Below are 17,759 nucleotides of genomic sequence, written 5' to 3'. Positions count from 1 at the left end.
GGACAAGCGCAATGGAGGACCGAGCTTTCCGCATCTTGCCAGACACCCGCGGGTTTCGGTATGGATAGGACGTGGCCGGCGTTGCGATCGATGTTGCCTACGTAGCGGATCTGGCGCGTCTTCGACTCTCTCCGGAAGAGATCGAGACCTTCGGAAAGCAGCTGGAGCAGGTCCTCGCCTATGTGAAGAAGCTCGAGGAGGTCGATGTACGGGAAGTCGTCCTCGCCGGTGACGAAGAGGGAGCCCGGAACCGCCTCCGCCCGGATCGCCCCTCGCCGGGGCTCGCGCCGAGCGAGGCGCTGTCGAACGCCCCGCAGCAAGGGGGCGGCCTCTTCCTCGTCCCACGGATCCTCGAGTGAGCCTAGCTTTCGCTACGATTCAGGAGCTTCGACGCAAGCTCCTTGCCAAGGAGATTCATCCAAAGGAGCTGGTCGAGTCGCTCCTCGATCGCATCTCCATGGTCGATCCCAAGCTCAGGGCATACAATTATCTCCATCCCGAGCGCGCCCTCGAAGCGGCGCAGAAGGCGGACATATCCCTCCCCTTGGGCGGGATCCCGATCGCCGTCAAGGATTTGATCCATGTCCGCGGCGAACCCTGCACCTGCGGCTCCCGCCTCCTCGAAGGGTATATCGCGCCCTACGACGCGACCGTGATCGAGCGGCTGCGCGCGGCCGGGGCCATCCTCTTAGGGAGAACGAACATGGACGAGTTCGCCATGGGCTCCTCCACCGAGAATTCCGCATGGGGCGTTACTCGCAATCCTTGGGATCTTTCGCGCGTGCCGGGAGGCAGCAGCGGAGGCTCGGCGGCCGCCGTTGCAGCCCACGAGGCGATCGCAGCCCTGGGCAGCGACACGGGTGGATCGATCCGCCAGCCCGCCGCCTTCTGCGGCTGCGTCGGCCTGAAGCCGACCTACGGACGCGTCTCCCGCTACGGACTAACCGCCTTTGCTTCCAGCCTCGATCAGATCGGGCCGATGACAAAAACGGTCGCGGATGCGGCGCTGCTGCTGGAAGTCATCGCGGGGGCGGATCCCCGGGACAACACCTGCAGCCCCGAACCGCCGCCTTCGATTTCCGCCGAGCTCGGCAAGGACATCCGCGGAATGATCCTCGGGATTCCCAAGGAATATTTTGTGAGCGGCATCGATCCGGAAGTCGAGGCGGCAACGAAACGGGCGATCGCCCATCTGGAAGGACTCGGGGCGACCCTTCGGGAAATCTCCCTTCCCCACACCCCCTATTCGATCGCCGCCTACTACCTCGTCGCCACGGCGGAAGCATCGGCCAACCTGGCCCGATTCGACGGGATGCGCTACGGAAGGCGGGCCAAAGGATGCGACGATCTCTTCGAAACCTATAGCCGCACGCGCGGGGAAGGCTTCGGCCGCGAGGTCAAGCGCCGAATCCTCCTAGGCACCTATGCGCTCAGCTCCGGCTATTACGACGCCTACTACCTGCGGGCGCAAAAGGTGCGGATGCGGATCCGGGAGGATTTTCTGGCGGCGTTCCGGGAGTGCCAGGCGATCGTAACCCCGACCTCGCCCACGCCGGCCTTCCGCCTCGGCGAGCGGACGGATGATCCTCTCAAGATGTACCTCGCAGACATCTTCACGATCGCGGTAAACCTCGCCGGGCTTTGCGCCGTTTCCATCCCGTGCGGCTTCACCGCGGCGGGCCTGCCCATCGGGCTGCAAATCATCGGCCCGATGTGGAAGGAAAAAACGGTTCTTCAGGTGGGCTATGCCTACGAGCAGAGCACCGGCTGGCATGCCCGGCGGCCCCCGCTGGAGTAGAGCAAGGAAGCGCTCATGACGTACGAAGCGGTCATCGGCCTTGAGGTCCACGTCCAACTGAAGACGGAGACCAAGCTCTTTTGCGGATGCCGGAACGAATTCGGCGCCGAGCCGAACAGCCACGTCTGCCCGGTTTGCCTAGGTCTTCCCGGCGCACTCCCGGTCCCCAACGAGGAAGCCGTCATCCAGACGATCCTCACCGGACTCATGCTGGGATCATCGATTCCTCCGCGGGCCAAGTTCGACCGGAAGAACTACTTTTATCCGGACATCCCGAAAAACTATCAGATCTCCCAGTACGACCAGCCTCTTTGCCTGGGAGGAGAGGTGACCCTCCCCATGCTCGCCTTCCCCAAGGACGCGCAGAAGGAGCCGCAGGCTTTGGCGGGCAAGAAAGTCCGGCTCGTCCGGATCCATTTGGAAGAGGACGTGGGGAAGTCCTTCCACCTGGAGAACTGCAGCGGGATCGACTTCAACCGGGCGGGGACCCCGCTCATGGAGATCGTCACGGCCGCCGACCTGAGCACGCCCGAGGAAGCCTTCGCCCTGCTCACCACGCTCCGCGAAATCCTCCGCTACGGGAAGGTGAGCGACGTCGATATGGAAAAGGGGCAGCTCCGCTGCGACGTGAACATCAGCGTCCGGCCTGCCGGCACCGAAGGATTCGGCACCAAGCGGGAAATCAAAAACCTGAACAGCATCAGCGCCGTCCGGAGGGCCCTCAAGCATGAGATCCAGTCTCAGATCGCGCTCATCGCCTCGGGAGGCACGGTGATCCAGCAGACCCTGCGTTGGGATGACGCGCGCGGGGAGACAATTCCCATGCGCACGAAGGAGCAGGCCCATGACTACCGCTACTTTCCCGATCCCGACCTGTTGCCGATCCATACCGAAGGCCGCCTGCGCGAGGAGGCCAAGCGGCGCATGCCCGAGCTTCCCGAAAGAAAAAAGAGCCGCCTGCGCCAGACCTACGGCCTCTCGGAATATCAGGCGAGCGTCCTCGCGTCCGATCCTCCTCTTGCCGACTACTTCGAGAAGGCGGCCCGCTCGACCCGGAACCCGGTTACATTAGCCAATCTTACCATCAACGACTACCTAGCGCTCCGCGAGGATTCGCCAGCCCCCCTATCGATCCCCCCCGAATATTTCGGGGAGCTGGCGGATCTTATCTCCGAAGGACGGCTCAATTCCCGGCAAGGAAAGGAAGTGTTGGCGATCCTGATCGAAAGACCCCGGCCGCCCAAGGAGATCGTCGCCGAACGCGGTCTGGCCCAGATTTCGGATACCCAGGCCTTGGAGGGGTTCTGCCGAGAGGCGATCTCCGCCAATCCGAAGAGCGTAGCCGACTACAAAGCGGGAAAGACGGCGGCGATCAATGCGCTCAAGGGATTCGTCATGAAAAGGACCCGGGGGCAGGCCAACCCCCAGAAAATCCACGAGCTGTTGGAATCTCTCCTCCGGGAGCCTTGACGCCGTGTCGCCGGCGTCCGGAGGACGGGCCAAATTTGCCTTGTGCGCTGCCGGCGGCCTGCGTACAAGCAGGAGCTTGAACGTTTGTTTGTCCTCCGAGGCGATGGCCGTGCTGGAGAGTACGCGATTCGCGACCCGTGCTCCGGCTCTCGGTGCGCAAAAGAGGCTTTCCTCCTCGGGCAAGCCGTAGAACCGAATGACCTTGGTTATCGCGCTCGGCTGCTCGGCCGCTCTCCTCCTGCTGAGCATCGCTGGCTTGGGGACGCGCCCTGCGTCCCGTCGGAGCCCGCTTGTCTATGCCGGGACCATTGCCGTCAGCTTAGTTTCCTTGGCTGTCGGCCTATCGCAGCTTCTCTTCCTTTCCGGCGACACGCCTGCGTTGACCCTTCCCATCGGCCTGCCCTGGCTCGGAGCCCATTTCCGAATGGACGCCCTCTCCTCCCTGTTCCTGGCGATCATCGGCTGGGGCGGCGCCTCGACCTCTCTCTTCGGCATCGGCTACGGCCGCCATGAATCGGCGCCCGAGCGCGTCCTTCCCTTCTTTCCGCTCTTCCTTGCAGGAATGATTTGGGTCGTCCTGGCCGATGACGCGTATGTCTTTCTGTTCGCTTGGGAGTTCATGTCGCTGGCTTCCTGGGCGCTCGTCGTCTCCCACCACCGTGAGGAAGAGAACGCCCGGGCCGGCCAGCTCTACCTTATCATGGCGGTTTTCGGGGGCTTGACGCTCCTTCTGGCTTTCGGATTGCTGGCGAACTCCGCCGGGGGCTATGCATTTTCCGGGATGCGCGCCGCCGCGTTCCCGTCCTGGACTGCGGGGCTCGTACTCCTGTTGACGACGATCGGCGCCGGCTCCAAGGCCGGCCTTTTTCCCCTCCACGTCTGGCTTCCGCAGGCCCATCCGGCCGCTCCGAGCCATGTCTCGGCGTTGATGAGCGGAGTGATGACCAAGGTGGCCGTCTACGGCTTCATCCGGGTCGTCTTCGATCTCCTTCGCCCCCAGTCTTGGGAAAGCAGCCTACCGCTGCTCTTCCTGGGAGGGGTAACCGCCGTTCTGGGCGTCCTCTACGCCCTGATGCAGCATGATCTCAAGCGGCTGCTTGCTTACCACACGGTGGAAAACATCGGGATCATCTTCATCGGCCTCGGACTCGCACTGGCCTTCGCGACGAATCGGATTCCGTGGGCCGCCGCGCTTTCCCTGACCGCTTCCCTCTTCCACACGATCAACCACTCCTTGTTCAAGAGCCTTCTCTTTCTCGGCTCCGGGGCGGTGCTGGCCGCGACGGGCGAGCGCGATATGGGGAAGATGGGGGGGCTTATCCACCGGATGCCGGGAACGTCGTTTGCCTTCCTGCTCGGTTCGGTCGCGATCTCGGCGCTTCCACCCCTCAACGGCTTCGCCTCGGAATGGCTCACCTTCCAGGCTATTCTGGTGAGCCCCGATCTTCCCCAGTGGGCGCTCAAGTTCCTGATCGTCGTCGTGGGAGCTCTCCTGGCCTTGTCGGCGGCGCTGGCGGCGGCCTGTTTTGTCAAGGCCTTCGGCATGAGCTTTCTCGGACGGCCTCGATCGCCGAGCGCTGCCGAGGCCCGGGAAACCGATCGATGGTCTCTCTCCGTCCTCTTCCTCAACGCCCTCCTCTGCCTCCTGGCCGGGATCTTCCCGGGGCCCGTCGTCAATGCCCTGGGTCCGGCGGTCATGGAGCTGGTGGGACAGGCGATGCCGCAACAGAGCCGGCCCTTCTGGGCTCCGATGGTCCCGATCGCTCAGCACCGGAGCTCCTACGACGCTTTCCTCCTTTTCGTCCTCATCGTCCTCACCGGTCTGGCCGTTACCGGGCTTGTGCGATGGTTCGGGTTTCGCCCGATCCGCCGCTCACCCGCTTGGGATTGCGGCTTTCCGGATCCGAGCCCGTCGACGCAGTATACCGCCGCGAGCTTTGCTCAGCCGATCCGCCGCGTCTACGCCTCCAGCATCTTCGGAGCCCGCGAGGCGGTCGACATGCCCCTGCCCGGAGAAATCCGCCCCGCCCGGATCACGGTCAAGATTCACGATCCGGCCTGGCGGGGGATCTACGCGCCGATCATCCGGCTCGTCTGGTTGCTCGCCGACAAGCTCAATCCGATGCAGTTTCTCACGATCCGGCGTTATCTCCTTCTCGTCTTTCTCCTTCTGGTCCTCCTGCTGCTTCTGCTGAGCGTATGGGTCTAGTCCGATCGTTTCTGGTCCAAGCCTTTCAGATGCTCTTGGTGCTCCTCTTGGCGCCGGGCCTCACCGGCTTGGTGCGCAAGGTGAAGGCGCGCATGCTCGGCCGCCAAGGCCCTTCGATTCTCCAGCCCTACCGGGATCTCCTCCGCCTTTTCCGCAAGAGCCCCGCGCTGGCGCCGAACGCTTCCTGGCTCTTCCGCGCCTCCCCCTATCTCATTTTCGCCTTCACCTGGCTGGCGACCGCCCTCGTTCCCACCTTCTGCCTGGGTCTTCCCTTCGGTCCTTGGGCCGATCTCATCGCCGTCACCGCCCTGATCGGCAGCGCTCGATTCTTCCTGGCTCTCTCCGCTCTGGACGTCGGCACGAGCTTCGGAGGCATAGGCGCGAGCCGGGAGATGATGATCGCTTCGCTGGCGGAGCCCGCCATGCTCCTGGTGGTTTTCACGTTGGCCCTGATCGCGGGCTCCACCGAGCTCTCCGCGATCACCGCTTACGTGCTCTCGCCCGCCGTAGGCCTTCGGGTCTCGATGGTCCTGGCCTTCGCCGCTCTCCTCCTGATCGCGCTGGCCGAAAACTGCCGCCTGCCGGTCGACAACCCCGCCACGCACCTCGAACTGACCATGGTCCACGAGGCGATGATCCTCGAGTACTCGGGCCGGCACCTGGCCCTCCTCGAATTGAGCGCCTTCCTCAAGCTGCTGCTCTACTTCTCTCTGATCGGCACGATCTTCCTCCCCTGGGGCGTAGCGGCGCCGGGTGCTTCCCTCGCTTCCTACCTCGCCGGAGGGCTCTTCTACGTGCTGAAGCTGGCGACGGCAGGCGTCGCGCTGGGCATTTTCGAGACCACGTTGGCCAAAATGCGCCTCTTCCGCGTCCCGGACTTTCTCGGGGCTGCGCTCATGCTCGGCCTCCTCGCCTCCCTCCTCCGTTTCGTTTCCAGCAGCCTATAAACCCATCCCCATCGGCATGAGCACATTCGACTTCGACGTCGCCCATTTGCTTTCCGGGAGCCTTGTGCTGGCCAGCTTCATGCTCCTCTACCAGGACCGGGTCTATGCCCTCCTGCACGTGTTCACGTTCCACGCCCTGCTCTTGACCCTTTCCGTCGCCTGGCAGGCATTCGCGCAAAACGCCCCCCATCTCTACATCACCGCAGCCGTCGCCTTGGTGTTCAAGGCCGTCCTTATCCCGGTCGCGCTCCGTCGAATCGTCGCCCAGCTGCGGATCCACCAGGTTTTGGAGACGGTGGGCGGCATCGGTCCCACGATGCTGGTAGGCATCTCTCTGGTGGCACTTTCGCTGGTCGTCACCCTGCGCACCACTCCTCCGGGCGACCGGCTTTCCCGCGAAGATCTCGCCTTCGCCCTGGCGGTGATCCTCCTCGGCATGCTCATGATCGTCACCCGACGCAATGCCATCAGCCAGGTCATCGGTTTTATGTCTCTGGAGAACGGGCTCATCTTGGCCGCTGCCGGAGCCAAAGGGATGCCGCTGGTCGTGGAAATCAGCGTGGCGTTCGCGGTGCTGATCGCCTTCATCGTCATCGGCATCTTCCTTTTCCGCATCCGGGAGCGTTTTGACACGGTCGATATCTTGGTCGTCGACCGCTTCCGCGGAGAAAGACGATGAACTATTCTTCCTGGAACCCGACGGCCTGGGCGCTCGTGATTCCCGCAGCGTCCGCTCTCTTGCTGGCGTTCCTCCGGGACTGGCGGCTCGCAGCGCGGATCAACATCCTCGCATCCTTTCTCTCGTTCTGCGTCGCCCTTTCCCTTCTCGCGGTTCCGAGAGAGGCGCCGGGCCGCTACCTCCTGGTCGACGATCTCAACATCGTCTTTCTGATCCTCAACGCCTTCGTGGGCTTTACCACGAGCCTCTTCAGCGCGGGATACATCCAGCACGAAATCGAGATCGGCCGCCTCACGCCGCGACTCCTCCGCTTTTACCACGCCATGTACCAGCTTCTCCTCTTCGGGATGACGCTGGCCCTCCTTGCCAACAACATCGGGGTTCTTTGGGCTTCGGTGGAGCTGGCTACCCTTACCACGGTTCTGATGGTGGGGATCTACCGCACGCACGAAGCGATCGAGGCGTCTTGGAAGTACATGATGTTGAGCAGCGTCGCCATCGCCCTGGCGCTTTTCGGGACCACACTGACCTACGTGGCGGCCCGGCAGGCGGTCGGAGAAGGAGCGGAGGCGATGCGCTGGAGCTCGCTTCTTGCGCATGCCGCGACACTCGACCCGTCGCTGCTCAATCTCGCCTTTCTCTTCGTGCTCTTAGGATACGGAACCAAGGTAGGACTCTTTCCGCTCCATGCGTGGCTGCCCGACGCGCACGCGGAAGGACCGACCCCGATTTCCGCGGTGCTTTCGGGACTGCTGCTCAACGTCGCCCTCTACTCTGTGATCCGATTCAAAATGCTCCTCGCGGGCAACCCTCATGTCCTCTCCCCGGGTCCGATCCTGATCACCATGGGCTTGGCCACGGTTCTCTTTGCGGCGTTCATGCTCTACCGGCGCCGCGACATCAAGAGGCTCTTCGGCTATTCGTCGATCGAGCATATGGGCATCATCACCTTCGCCTTCGGGCTGGGGAATCCTCTGGCCAACTTCGCCGGACTTCTCCATATGGCGCTCCATAGCCTCACCAAGTCCGGGATCTTCTTCATGGTCGGTCACATTTCCCAAGCCAAGGGCTCACAGAAGATCGCGGACATCCGGGGGCTTACCGAGAGCCACCCGTTTCTCGGATGGGGACTGCTGGCCGGAACGATGGCGATCATCGGCCTGCCTCCCTTCGGCATCTTCCTGAGCGAATTCCTGATCGTCAGCAGCGGCTTTTCCAGCCATCCGTGGGTGATCCTGCTGCTTCTTCTCGGCCTTCTTATCGCCTTTTGGGCGCTCACGCTCCGCATCTCCGGCATGGCTTTCGGCAGGCCGAGCGGGCGCCGAGAGCCGATCCGCGTGATGCCGCTGCCGTTTCTGATCCATATGCTCGCCGTGTTGACCGCGGGAATATTTCTCCCGCACGCCGTCGTCGGCTGGTTCCGCCAGACGGCGCAGCTTCTCCGGTAGTTCCCCTCGCGCTCATGCCTAATTCTTCTCCATCCGGTCCTTCCGGTTCCGCCCCGGGTTCTTCTCCGCCCGCGGGCCGCCATCCCTCGCTTCCGGAGCTCCTCCGGCGGGGCGACCTCGTCGAACGCCATCGACCTTGGCCTCGATCGATTATCGACACCTCCCTCTGGCGCATCGCCGGAGAAACGCTGGCCGCCGGAAACGCTTCCCTCCTCGGGCTTTGGGGCGAGCCCGGCTGCGTTCATCTCTCTTTTTGGGACGCGGATTCCGGGGAGGCGGGCGTGTTGAGCCTACCTTGCCCGGAAGGGCGGTTCCCTTCGCTGGGCCGGCTCCATCCTCCCGCTCTGCGCCCGGAGAGGACCATCTACGATCTCTTCGGGCTTCTGCCCGAAGAGAGCCCCGATCCGAGACCCTGGCTCGATCACGGGGCCTGGGGAGTCCGCTTCCCCCTGGGGAAGGCATCTCCCGCAGACGGACGGGCCGACTATCCTTTTCTTCCCGCGGAAGGAGAGGAGCTCCACCAAGTTCCGGTCGGTCCGGTCCATGCCGGCATCATCGAACCGGGCCACTTCCGCTTCACGGCGGCAGGGGAAACCGTGGTGCGCCTGGAGGAGCGCCTAGGGTACGTCCACCGAGGTCTCGATGCTTTGCTGACCGGAGCGGAGCTGGAACAGGCGGCTCGGTGGGCGGCGCGCGTCTCCGGCGACACGACGGCCGCCTACTCTGCGGCTTTCGCCCGAGCCGTCGAAGCAGCCCTCGAGTTCGAAGCCCCGGCCGCGGCTCATTGGCTTCGGGCTCTCTGCGTCGAAGTCGAACGGGTGGCCAACCACCTTGGAGACATCGGAGCGATCTGCAACGATGCGGCTTTCGCGCGCATGCACGCCTTCTGCACCGTGCTCCGGGAGAAGATTGTGCGCGCTGCGGACCTCTGCTTCGGCCATCGGCTCATGATGGACCGGATTGTTCCCGGCGGAATGCGCGCCATGCCGTCGGGAGAGGCGCTCCGGAGGCTCCGGGAAGTTTGCGAAGAGATCGCGGCCGCTCTTCCCGGAATCCAGGAGGTCTACGAGACCACTCCCTCCCTCCAGGATCGGACGGTCGGAACCGGAATGCTTTCCCGCACTCTGGCCGTCCGGTACGGTTGCGGGGGCGTCATCGGCCGAGCCTCCGGCCGACTCTTCGACGCCCGCCGCCATCTCGCCTATCCTCCCTACCCGGAACTCCGCTTCTCGGTTCCGGTACGGGAGGAGGGAGATGTCGATGCCCGCGTGGGCGTCCGGATCCGCGAAATCGAGCAGAGCCTCGGCCTCATCCGGCAGATCCTCGACGGACTGCCGCCCGGCCCCTGCTTCACGCCCCCGCCCTCGGAGCCGACGGCGCCCGCCGAAGGAACAGCCCTCGTGGAAGGATTCCGCGGAGACATCTTCGCCTGGGTCCGGATCGACGAGCGCGGCCGGGTCGCCCGCTGCCACCTTCGGGACCCGTCCTGGTTCCAATGGCCGCTGCTGGAAGCGGCGATTTCCGGGAACATCATCGCCGACTTTCCCCTCTGCAATAAGTCCTTCAACTGCTCGTACGCCGGCCATGACCTCTGACCCCCTCCCCGCGCACCCCGCCCCCGCCGTCCCTCTCTTTCGGGATGGTCTCCTGCGGCCTTCCCGAGCCTCCTCCGCCGGTGGACGAAGCTCTGCTTCGGCAGCTCGGCCGCCGGGTGGAGGAGGGAGCGAGAAGACGGCTGGGGCGCAGCTTAGCCCTCCGCTTGGTCGACGCGGGCTCGTGCAACGGGTGCGAGCTCGAGCTTCACGCCCTCCAGAATCCTTTTTACGATCTCGAGCGCTTCGGCCTGCGCTTCGTCGCTTCCCCCCGGCATGCGGACGTGCTGCTCGTGACCGGTGTGGTGACCCGGAACATGCGGGAGGCGCTCGAAAGGACCTACCGAGCCATTCCCGATCCCAAATGGGTCGTGGCGGTGGGAGATTGCGCAGCCACGGGCGGCCTCTTTTCCCCGGGATACGCCTGCGTGGGGGCAGCGGCAGCCGTGGTCCCGGTCGACTTGGCGATTCCCGGATGCCCTCCCCGGCCGCGGGAACTCCTGGCGGGACTCCTCGCCCTTTTAGACAGCATGGAGACGGCCCACGGCGGTTGACCACGGGCGCGGGCTACGAACCGTGCGGGATAGAGGATGCAAAAAAAAAAGCTTGGCGTGAGGAACCGGGAAGGCCATGTTGGCCGCTCTCGCCAGAAGCAGGCGAACCCTCGGTGGAAGCGAATCGCGCACTTCTCTTCGGCGGTCAGGGCGCTCAGGAGGTAGGCATGGGGCAAGACCTTTACGAGGCCGATCCCGATGTGCGCCGCCTCTACGAAGAGGCGGAGCGGGTGCTCGAGATGCCGCTCCGCTCTCTCTGCTTTTTTGGGCCGGCGGAAGCTCTAACGGAAACCATCGCCGCCCAGCCCGCTCTCTTCGTTCATGGTTACGCCCTCTTCACGCTGCTGCAAAAGCGCCTCCCGGCTTTCCGCTTCTCGGCGGTTGCCGGCCTCTCCCTGGGGGAGCTGACGGCTCACGCCGCCGCCGGCACCTTTTCGTATTCCGACGGCCTCCGCCTGGTGAAAAAAAGGGCATCGGCCATTCAGAGAGCGGCCGAGGAATCCCCCGGATCCATGATGGCGCTGGTCGGCATCGACCGGAAAGCCGCGGAGGAGATCGCCCGCGAGGCCGGTGTGGACGTCGCGAACTACAACGCGCCCGATCAGATCGTTCTTTCCGGTTCGCCTCGGGGGCTGGCCCTGGTTCCCGCGCTGGCCAGGGCTCGGAACGTACGGAAGGCTATCCCCTTGGAGGTCTCCGGCGCCTTCCACTCGCGCCTCATGCGCACAGCCGCCGAGGAGCTGGAGGCCTTTCTCGAAGACTTTCCCCTGGAAATCCCGCGTGTTCCGGTCTATTCGAACTTCCTGGGCCGGCCCGTTCACCAACCCGGCGAGATCCGCCGAAGCCTGGCCGAACAAATTGAGGGCTCCGTGAAATGGGAAGATTGCATCCGGGGGATGCTCGCCGGCGGGATCCGGCGGTTTGTCGAGATCGGCCCCCGCCCGATCCTCGTGGGCCTGCTGCGGCGCATCGAACCCGGTGCCGAAGGAGTCTCCCTGGCGACGCTAGAAGATCTCAAATTGCATGAAGACCGACTCGCTGAGCGATAAGGTCGCCGTGGTGACCGGCGCCAGCCGCGGCATCGGCAGGGCGATTGCCCTTCGTCTGGCCCGCATGGGCGCGGCCGTCGCCTGCGTCAGCCGAAAGGCGCCGGATGCCGAGGCCACCGCGGCGGAGATCCTCAGCTTCGGAGGGAAGGCCAAAGGCTACGCTACCGACGTCCGCATCAAGCAGGAGGTGGACGACACGAGCCGGAGCATCCTTCGCGATTTCGGCCGGGTCGATTTCCTGGTGAACAACGCGGGGGTCACCCGGGACGGCCTGGCGGCCCGCATGACCGAAGAGGACTGGGATCTGGTGCTCGATACCAACCTCAAGGGCGCCTTTCTGTGGATCCGCGCGTTGGGCCGCCACTTTCTCGAACGGCGGTCCGGAAAAATCGTAAATATATCATCGGTATCGGGCCTTATGGGCAATCCTGGACAAGCGAATTATTCCTCGTCGAAGGCCGGCTTGATCGGGTTGACCAAGTCGATCGCGCGCGAGCTCGCGTCCCGCGGCATCACCGCGAACGCCGTCTGTCCGGGGTTCATCGAGACCGACATGACTAAGGACCTCTCCGAGAAGGTCCGCGTCCGGCTTCTCGAAGAGATCCCGCTGCGGCGCTTCGGCCGCGCAGAGGAGGTGGCGGGAATGGTCGCTTTTCTTTGCGGGCCTGATTCCGATTACATTACCGGTCAGGTTTTTGTCGTCGACGGCGGCCTTCTGGCTTGACCCGGTCTCCGGAAATAGCGACGAGAGAAGGGCACGCAATGATAACCGAATCGGCGACGATCGACGATCCTCTCGCTGTCCCCCGGCGGGTGGGGTGTGGAGAGACACAGGGGGCTGTACCAGGATTCGGCGACTTTTTGGTTGCCAAATCCGGGCTCCGATTCTAACTAGCCTCGAACTCGAAGGAGACTGGACTTTATGGCAGAGAAGAAATCGATCGAAGAACGCGTAAAAGAAATGATAGTCGAACAGCTCGGCGTGAATCCCGAGCAGGTGACACCCAAGGCCAAGTTTATCGAGGATCTCGGAGCGGACTCCCTCGATACGGTCGAGCTGGTCATGGCGTTTGAGGAAGAGTTCAACGTGGAAGTTCCGGACGAAGAGGCGGAAAAGCTGCAAACGGTCGGTGACGTCATCCGATACATCGAAGAGCACGTAGAGGAAGAAAGCTGACGCCGTGATTCTTCCTCGTCCGATTCTTCTCCTCCCGGGGGACGGCGACTCCCCCTTTTCCTCATGACACGGCGTGTCGTGGTAACCGGCTTCGGGGCGGTGACCCCGAACGGAAACGACGCCGGCGCTCTCTGGGAGAGCGTGCGGAACGGCCGAAGCGGGATCGGCCGCGTCACCGCGTTCGATACCACCGGGTATGATTGTCTGATCGCCGGAGAGGTGCGCGGCATCGACCTGAGCGAATCCTTCCGCAATCCGAAAGAAGCTCGGCGCGCCGATCGGTTCTCCCAGCTGGCGATGACGGCCGCCAAGGAGGCCGTACGCCACTCCGGCTTGCTCTCCGCGGCGGTGGATCCCACCCGCGTGGGAGTGATCGTCGGCTCGGGCATCGGCGGGTTGAAAACCCTCGAGGACCAGCACAGCGTCCTCCTGCAAAAGGGGCCGAGGCGGACTTCTCCGCTCATGATCCCGATGATGATCACCAACATCGCCTCCGGGCTGATTGCGATCGAGCTCGGCTTCGAGGGCCCGAATTTCTGCGTAGTGACCGCCTGTGCGACGGCTGCGCATTGCATCGGGGAAGCTTGGCGCCTGATCCGCGATCACGAAGCGGAAGTCATCTTGGCCGGGGGGAGCGAGGCCGCTGTCGTGCCTCTAGGGCTGTCGGGCTTCGCCAACATGAAGGCGCTGAGCCTGCGCAACGACGAGCCCCAAAAGGCATCCCGGCCCTTCGATCGGGATCGCGACGGCTTTGTCTTGAGCGAGGGAGCCGGCATCGTGGTGCTCGAAGAGCTCGAGCACGCCAAGAAGCGAGGCGCTCCCATTCTGGGCGAGATCATCGGATACGGGCTTTCCGCCGACGCCTCTCACATCACGGCCCCGGATCCCCAAGGCCGCTGCGCCGCCCGGGCCATGCTCTCGGCCCTCCAGCGGGCAGGAAAGAGCCCCGAGCAGATCGACTACATCAACGCCCATGCCACCTCGACCCAGCAAGGCGACATCTGCGAAGCCCTCGCGATCCATCGCGTATTCGGCGCGCATACGAAGAAGGTCCCGGTCAGCGCCACCAAGTCGATGACCGGCCACTGCCTGGGGGCGGCCGGAGCGGTGGAGCTCATCCTCTGTTTGCAGGCCTTGGAGGCCCAGCTCATTCCTCCCACAATCAACCTCGACAATCCCGACCCCGCGTGCGATCTTCTCCACGTCCCTCATCAGGCCAGAGAGAGCAAGCTGCGGACGGTGATGAGCAACTCCTTCGGGTTCGGGGGACACAACGCATCCCTGATTGTGGCCAAGTTCGAATAGAAGGAAGAAATCGTCACGATGAAGGCAAACATTCACCCCGAGTATGGGGAGACCACGATCACCTGCGCCTGCGGGGCCGTCTACCACACCCGCTCGACCAAGAATCGGCTGCGGTTAGGAATCTGTTCCTCTTGCCATCCCCTCTTCACAGGACAGCAGAAGCTCGTGGACACGGCCGGACGGGTGGAAAAGTTCCTGCGCCGCTTCGGCACGAAGATGCCCGAGATGACCGGGACGGCCGCCAAATCCCCCCGGAAGTCCAAAACCTAGCGTCCGGCGGCTCCCGCGGGCCCGCGGCCCGCCGAGCCTTGGGCCGGGGCCGACGCACGCCCTTTTCCTACTCCAGGTGGCTCTATGGAACTGACCGCCTATGTCTCCCGTCTTCGTCAACGGTACGAAGAGCTCGAGGAGATCCTCTCCCGCGCAGAGGTGTATGCCCAGCCTTCGCGGGCGGCCGAGCTGACCCGGGAGCATGCTCACCTGAAGGAAATCTTCGAGCGGCATAGGCTTTGGCTCTCCGCGCAGGAAAAGGTCCGCTCTCTGGAGACTCTGCTTCAAAAGGAGGAAGACCCCGATCTACGGGCCTTGGCCGAGGAGGAGCTGGCCGAGGCACGCGGAGAGGAGACGGCGGCGCATCGCCGGCTCATGGTGGCGCTCCTCCCGGGAGAGGAAAACGAACCGCGAAACACCATGCTCGAAATTCGGGCGGGTACCGGCGGAGAGGAAGCCGCTCTTTTCGCGGCCGACCTCTACCGCATGTACAGCCGCTATGCGGAAAAGCGCGGTTGGCGGATCAGCCCGATGGCTCTGGTCCCGAGCGATCTCGGCGGACTGAAAGAGATCATCGTCGAAATCTCGGGCGAAGGTGTCTACCGCCAGCTCCGTTTCGAGAGCGGAGTGCACCGGGTGCAGCGGGTGCCCGCGACCGAGTCGCAAGGGCGCGTCCACACCTCGACCGCCACGGTGGCCGTGTTGCCCGAAGCAGAGGAAGTCGACGTCGTCCTCAAGCCCGAAGACCTGCGCATCGAGGTCTGCCGCGCGGGAGGCCCCGGAGGCCAGGGTGTCAACACGACTGACTCGGCCGTCCAGGTGCTCCATATTCCTACCGGGCTGATCGTGCGCTGCCAGGAGGGGCGATCCCAAATCAAGAATCGCGAAAAGGCGATCACGATTCTCCGCACCCGGCTTCTCGCCCAAAAACAGCAGGAAGAGAGGGCCAGGCTCTCTTCCGAGCGGCGGAGCCTCATCGGCAGCGGGGATCGGCACGAGAAGATTCGCACGTACAACTTTCCGCAAGACCGCGTCACCGACCACCGGGTTCCGGTCACCCTTCACGGGCTTGCTTCCGTTTTGGAAGGGAACATCGAGCCCCTGCTCGAAGCCTTGGCCGAAAAGGAGATGGAAGAGCGGCTGTCCGCGGCGGAGGCGGCGGGCTCATCCCCACGTTTTACGCCGTGACGCGGATCGGCCTGCTGCGGCGGACGATCGACCGGCTGGCCCGGGCGTCCGTCGAATCTTCTCGGAGCACGGCGCAATGGCTTGTGGCCGAGGCGCTGGGCATTCCCCCGCTCTCGCTCTATGTCGAGCCGCAGCTGCCTGTCCCTCCCCATTGCCTCCACCGCGTGGAAGCTTGGACCGATCGCTGCGCGCAGGGAGAGCCCCTGGCCTACGTCCTGGAGAGCGCCGAGTTCGCCGGACGGCGCTTCCGGGTCACACCGGCGACGCTGATCCCCCGGCCGGAGACCGAGCTCTTGTTCGAAGCCGCCGCCGACCTCTTGGAAATCCTTCCCCCGGGACCCGTCCTCGATGTCGGCACGGGCTCGGGGGTCCTAGCCATCTCGCTGGCATGCCGCGCGGCGGACCGCCGCGTCTACGCCTGCGACGTGGATCCCTCCGCTCTCGCCGTGGCCGAGGAAAATGCGCGGGGAGTGCCGAATCTGCGGTTCTATCAAGCCGACCTGCTCGAGGGGGCTCCGGAGCCGGCCTTCGCCTTGATCGTCGCCAACCTTCCCTATATTCCGACAGGCTGCCTGCCCCGACTGCCGAGAACCGTCCAATTCGAGCCCCGGAAAGCGCTGGACGGAGGCCCGGACGGATTGCAGCTCATTCGTTCCCTGATCGACCAGGCAGCCGGGCGCACCCGTGCGATCGCGCTGGAAGTGGGGGACGGGCAGGCGGAAAAAGTCGTCGAGCTCCTGGAGCGCGCTGGCCTTTTCGCTTCGAGATCGCTAAAAGACCTCACGGGAATGGCGCGCGTCGTGATCGGGGAGGCACGTGGATAAATTCTTCATTCACGGAGGCGCCCACCTTCGGGGCACCGTTTCGATCAGCGGCTCGAAGAACTCCTCCCTCCCCATTCTCGCCGCGACTCTGCTTACGCGGGAGCGGTGCGTCATTCATCGGGTGCCCGATCTGAGCGACATCCGCTACATGCTCGAGATTCTGCGCTACTTGGGCGCGGATGTGTCGTTTTCCGCCGGCACGGTGACGGTGGAGGCGAGGAAAGTCGGGTGGGAAGCGCCGTACGACCTCGTCCGCCGGATGCGGGCCTCGGTCTGCGTCCTCGGGCCCATTCTCGCTCGGTGCGGCCGCTCCAAGGTTTCTCTCCCCGGAGGCTGCGTGATCGGGGACCGGCCGATCGACCTCCATCTTCGCGGCCTCGAAGCGCTGGGAACCCGGATCACCCTATCCAAGGGATATGTCGTCGCCGAAACCTCCGCCCTCACCGGCACCCGGCTCTCCCTCCGGGGCCCTCACGGATCGACGGTGCTGGGAACGGACAACGTCATGATGGCCGCTTGCCTCGCCCGGGGAACGACGATCATCGAGGATGCCGCTTTAGAGCCCGAGGTAGCCGACCTTGCGCGCTTCCTCCGCGCGATGGGAGCCAGGATACACGGGGAGGGCACGGGCTGTCTGGAAATCGAAGGAGTCGAAGAACTTCATGGGGCGGAGCACACGGTCATCTCCGATCGGATCGAGGCGGGAACTTTCGCGGTGGCGGCGGCGATCGTCCGAGGCGAGATCCTCCTTGAAAACGCCCCATCCGAGCACATGGGAAGCATCATCGAGGCGTTGCGGCAGGCGGGCGCCTCGGTTGAGGAGGAAAAAAACGGGCTACGCGTGCAAGCCGGCGATCCGTTGCGGCCGTTCCGGTTGCGGACGGGCACCTATCCCGGCTTTCCGACCGACATGCAAGCCCAGTTTTGCGCTCTGGCCGTGACGGTTCCCGGGCGGAGCGAGATCGCCGATGAGGTCTTTCCGAATCGCTTCATGCATATCAGCGAGCTCAAGCGGATGGGTGCCCATATCGATCTCCGCGGCAACGTCGCGGTCATCGACGGAATCCCCCGCCTGAGCGGGGCTCCCGTCATGGCCTCGGATCTCCGCGCTTCGGCCGCTCTCGTTCTCGCCGGACTGCAAGCCGAAAACACCACGACTGTCAGCCGCGTCTATCATATCGACCGCGGATACGAACGGATCGACGCCAAGCTGCGCGCCGTCGGCGCCAATATCGAACGGCGGCCGTAA

At 64.2% G+C, this 17,759-nt stretch carries 17 protein-coding genes; all 17 read left to right on the top strand.

Annotated elements, in window-relative coordinates:
- Window positions 1–71: 71 nt before the first annotated feature.
- The 17 genes from gatC (at window position 72) to murA (ending at window position 17,759) form a co-directional block, all read left to right on the top strand.
- Window positions 72–359, top strand: a complete 288-nt coding sequence (gene gatC / locus MTHMO_RS02960; protein ID WP_202213459.1) for an Asp-tRNA(Asn)/Glu-tRNA(Gln) amidotransferase subunit GatC — start codon at window positions 72–74, stop codon at window positions 357–359.
- Window positions 356–1,798: an Asp-tRNA(Asn)/Glu-tRNA(Gln) amidotransferase subunit GatA gene (gene gatA, locus MTHMO_RS02955; RefSeq protein ID WP_202213458.1), complete on the top strand. Its 1,443-nt coding sequence runs from the start codon at window positions 356–358 to the stop codon at window positions 1,796–1,798. The genes gatC and gatA overlap by 4 nt, the downstream gene beginning before the upstream one ends.
- Before the next feature lie 15 nt (window positions 1,799–1,813).
- Entirely contained in the window at window positions 1,814–3,268 is a 1,455-nt protein-coding gene (gatB, locus tag MTHMO_RS02950; RefSeq protein WP_202213457.1) for an Asp-tRNA(Asn)/Glu-tRNA(Gln) amidotransferase subunit GatB, read from the top strand.
- 196 nt (window positions 3,269–3,464) lie between these two features.
- Window positions 3,465–5,477: a hydrogenase 4 subunit B gene (gene hyfB, locus MTHMO_RS02945; RefSeq protein ID WP_202213456.1), complete on the top strand. Its 2,013-nt coding sequence runs from the start codon at window positions 3,465–3,467 to the stop codon at window positions 5,475–5,477.
- Window positions 5,468–6,424 (top strand): respiratory chain complex I subunit 1 family protein, encoded by a 957-nt coding sequence (locus MTHMO_RS02940; RefSeq protein WP_202213455.1) that lies wholly within the window; start codon window positions 5,468–5,470, stop codon window positions 6,422–6,424. Before hyfB ends, MTHMO_RS02940 begins: the two co-directional genes overlap by 10 nt.
- Before the next feature lie 16 nt (window positions 6,425–6,440).
- Window positions 6,441–7,103: a hydrogenase-4 component E gene (locus tag MTHMO_RS02935; RefSeq protein WP_202213454.1), complete on the top strand. Its 663-nt coding sequence runs from the start codon at window positions 6,441–6,443 to the stop codon at window positions 7,101–7,103.
- Entirely contained in the window at window positions 7,100–8,551 is a 1,452-nt protein-coding gene (locus MTHMO_RS02930) for a hydrogenase 4 subunit F (RefSeq protein WP_202213453.1), read from the top strand. Before MTHMO_RS02935 ends, MTHMO_RS02930 begins: the two co-directional genes overlap by 4 nt.
- 14 nt (window positions 8,552–8,565) lie before the next feature.
- Window positions 8,566–10,146, top strand: coding sequence for an NADH-quinone oxidoreductase subunit C (locus MTHMO_RS02925; RefSeq protein ID WP_202213452.1), 1,581 nt, complete (start codon window positions 8,566–8,568; stop codon window positions 10,144–10,146).
- Between the two features lie 44 nt (window positions 10,147–10,190).
- On the top strand, window positions 10,191–10,697 hold the full coding sequence (locus MTHMO_RS02920; RefSeq protein ID WP_202213451.1) for an NADH-quinone oxidoreductase subunit B family protein: 507 nt from the start codon (window positions 10,191–10,193) through the stop codon (window positions 10,695–10,697).
- Between the two features lie 113 nt (window positions 10,698–10,810).
- Window positions 10,811–11,746 (top strand): ACP S-malonyltransferase, encoded by a 936-nt coding sequence (gene fabD, locus MTHMO_RS02915; RefSeq protein WP_202213450.1) that lies wholly within the window; start codon window positions 10,811–10,813, stop codon window positions 11,744–11,746.
- Window positions 11,721–12,470 carry a 3-oxoacyl-[acyl-carrier-protein] reductase gene (gene fabG / locus MTHMO_RS02910; RefSeq protein ID WP_202213449.1) on the top strand — a complete coding sequence of 250 codons (750 nt, stop codon included), beginning with the start codon at window positions 11,721–11,723 and terminating at the stop codon, window positions 12,468–12,470. Before fabD ends, fabG begins: the two co-directional genes overlap by 26 nt.
- Window positions 12,471–12,668: 198 nt before the next feature.
- Window positions 12,669–12,923, top strand: a complete 255-nt coding sequence (locus MTHMO_RS02905) for an acyl carrier protein (protein ID WP_024806753.1) — start codon at window positions 12,669–12,671, stop codon at window positions 12,921–12,923.
- Window positions 12,924–12,986: 63 nt separating this feature from the next.
- Window positions 12,987–14,228, top strand: a complete 1,242-nt coding sequence (gene fabF, locus MTHMO_RS02900) for a beta-ketoacyl-ACP synthase II (protein ID WP_202213448.1) — start codon at window positions 12,987–12,989, stop codon at window positions 14,226–14,228.
- An 18-nt stretch (window positions 14,229–14,246) separates the two neighbouring features.
- Window positions 14,247–14,498 (top strand): 50S ribosomal protein L31, encoded by a 252-nt coding sequence (gene rpmE, locus MTHMO_RS02895; protein ID WP_202213447.1) that lies wholly within the window; start codon window positions 14,247–14,249, stop codon window positions 14,496–14,498.
- A gap of 84 nt (window positions 14,499–14,582) precedes the next feature.
- Entirely contained in the window at window positions 14,583–15,686 is a 1,104-nt protein-coding gene (prfA, locus tag MTHMO_RS02890) for a peptide chain release factor 1 (RefSeq protein ID WP_202213446.1), read from the top strand.
- Window positions 15,683–16,510, top strand: a complete 828-nt coding sequence (gene prmC / locus MTHMO_RS02885; protein WP_202213445.1) for a peptide chain release factor N(5)-glutamine methyltransferase — start codon at window positions 15,683–15,685, stop codon at window positions 16,508–16,510. Before prfA ends, prmC begins: the two co-directional genes overlap by 4 nt.
- The gene (gene murA / locus MTHMO_RS02880; RefSeq protein ID WP_202213444.1) at window positions 16,503–17,759 is read left to right on the top strand and encodes a UDP-N-acetylglucosamine 1-carboxyvinyltransferase; all 1,257 of its coding nucleotides are present in this window, start codon (window positions 16,503–16,505) and stop codon (window positions 17,757–17,759) included. Before prmC ends, murA begins: the two co-directional genes overlap by 8 nt.

Source organism: Methylacidimicrobium sp. AP8, from assembly GCF_903064525.1.
Lineage (GTDB): Bacteria > Verrucomicrobiota > Verrucomicrobiia > Methylacidiphilales > Methylacidiphilaceae > Methylacidimicrobium.
This window is presented reverse-complemented; position numbering and strand designations above follow the sequence as displayed.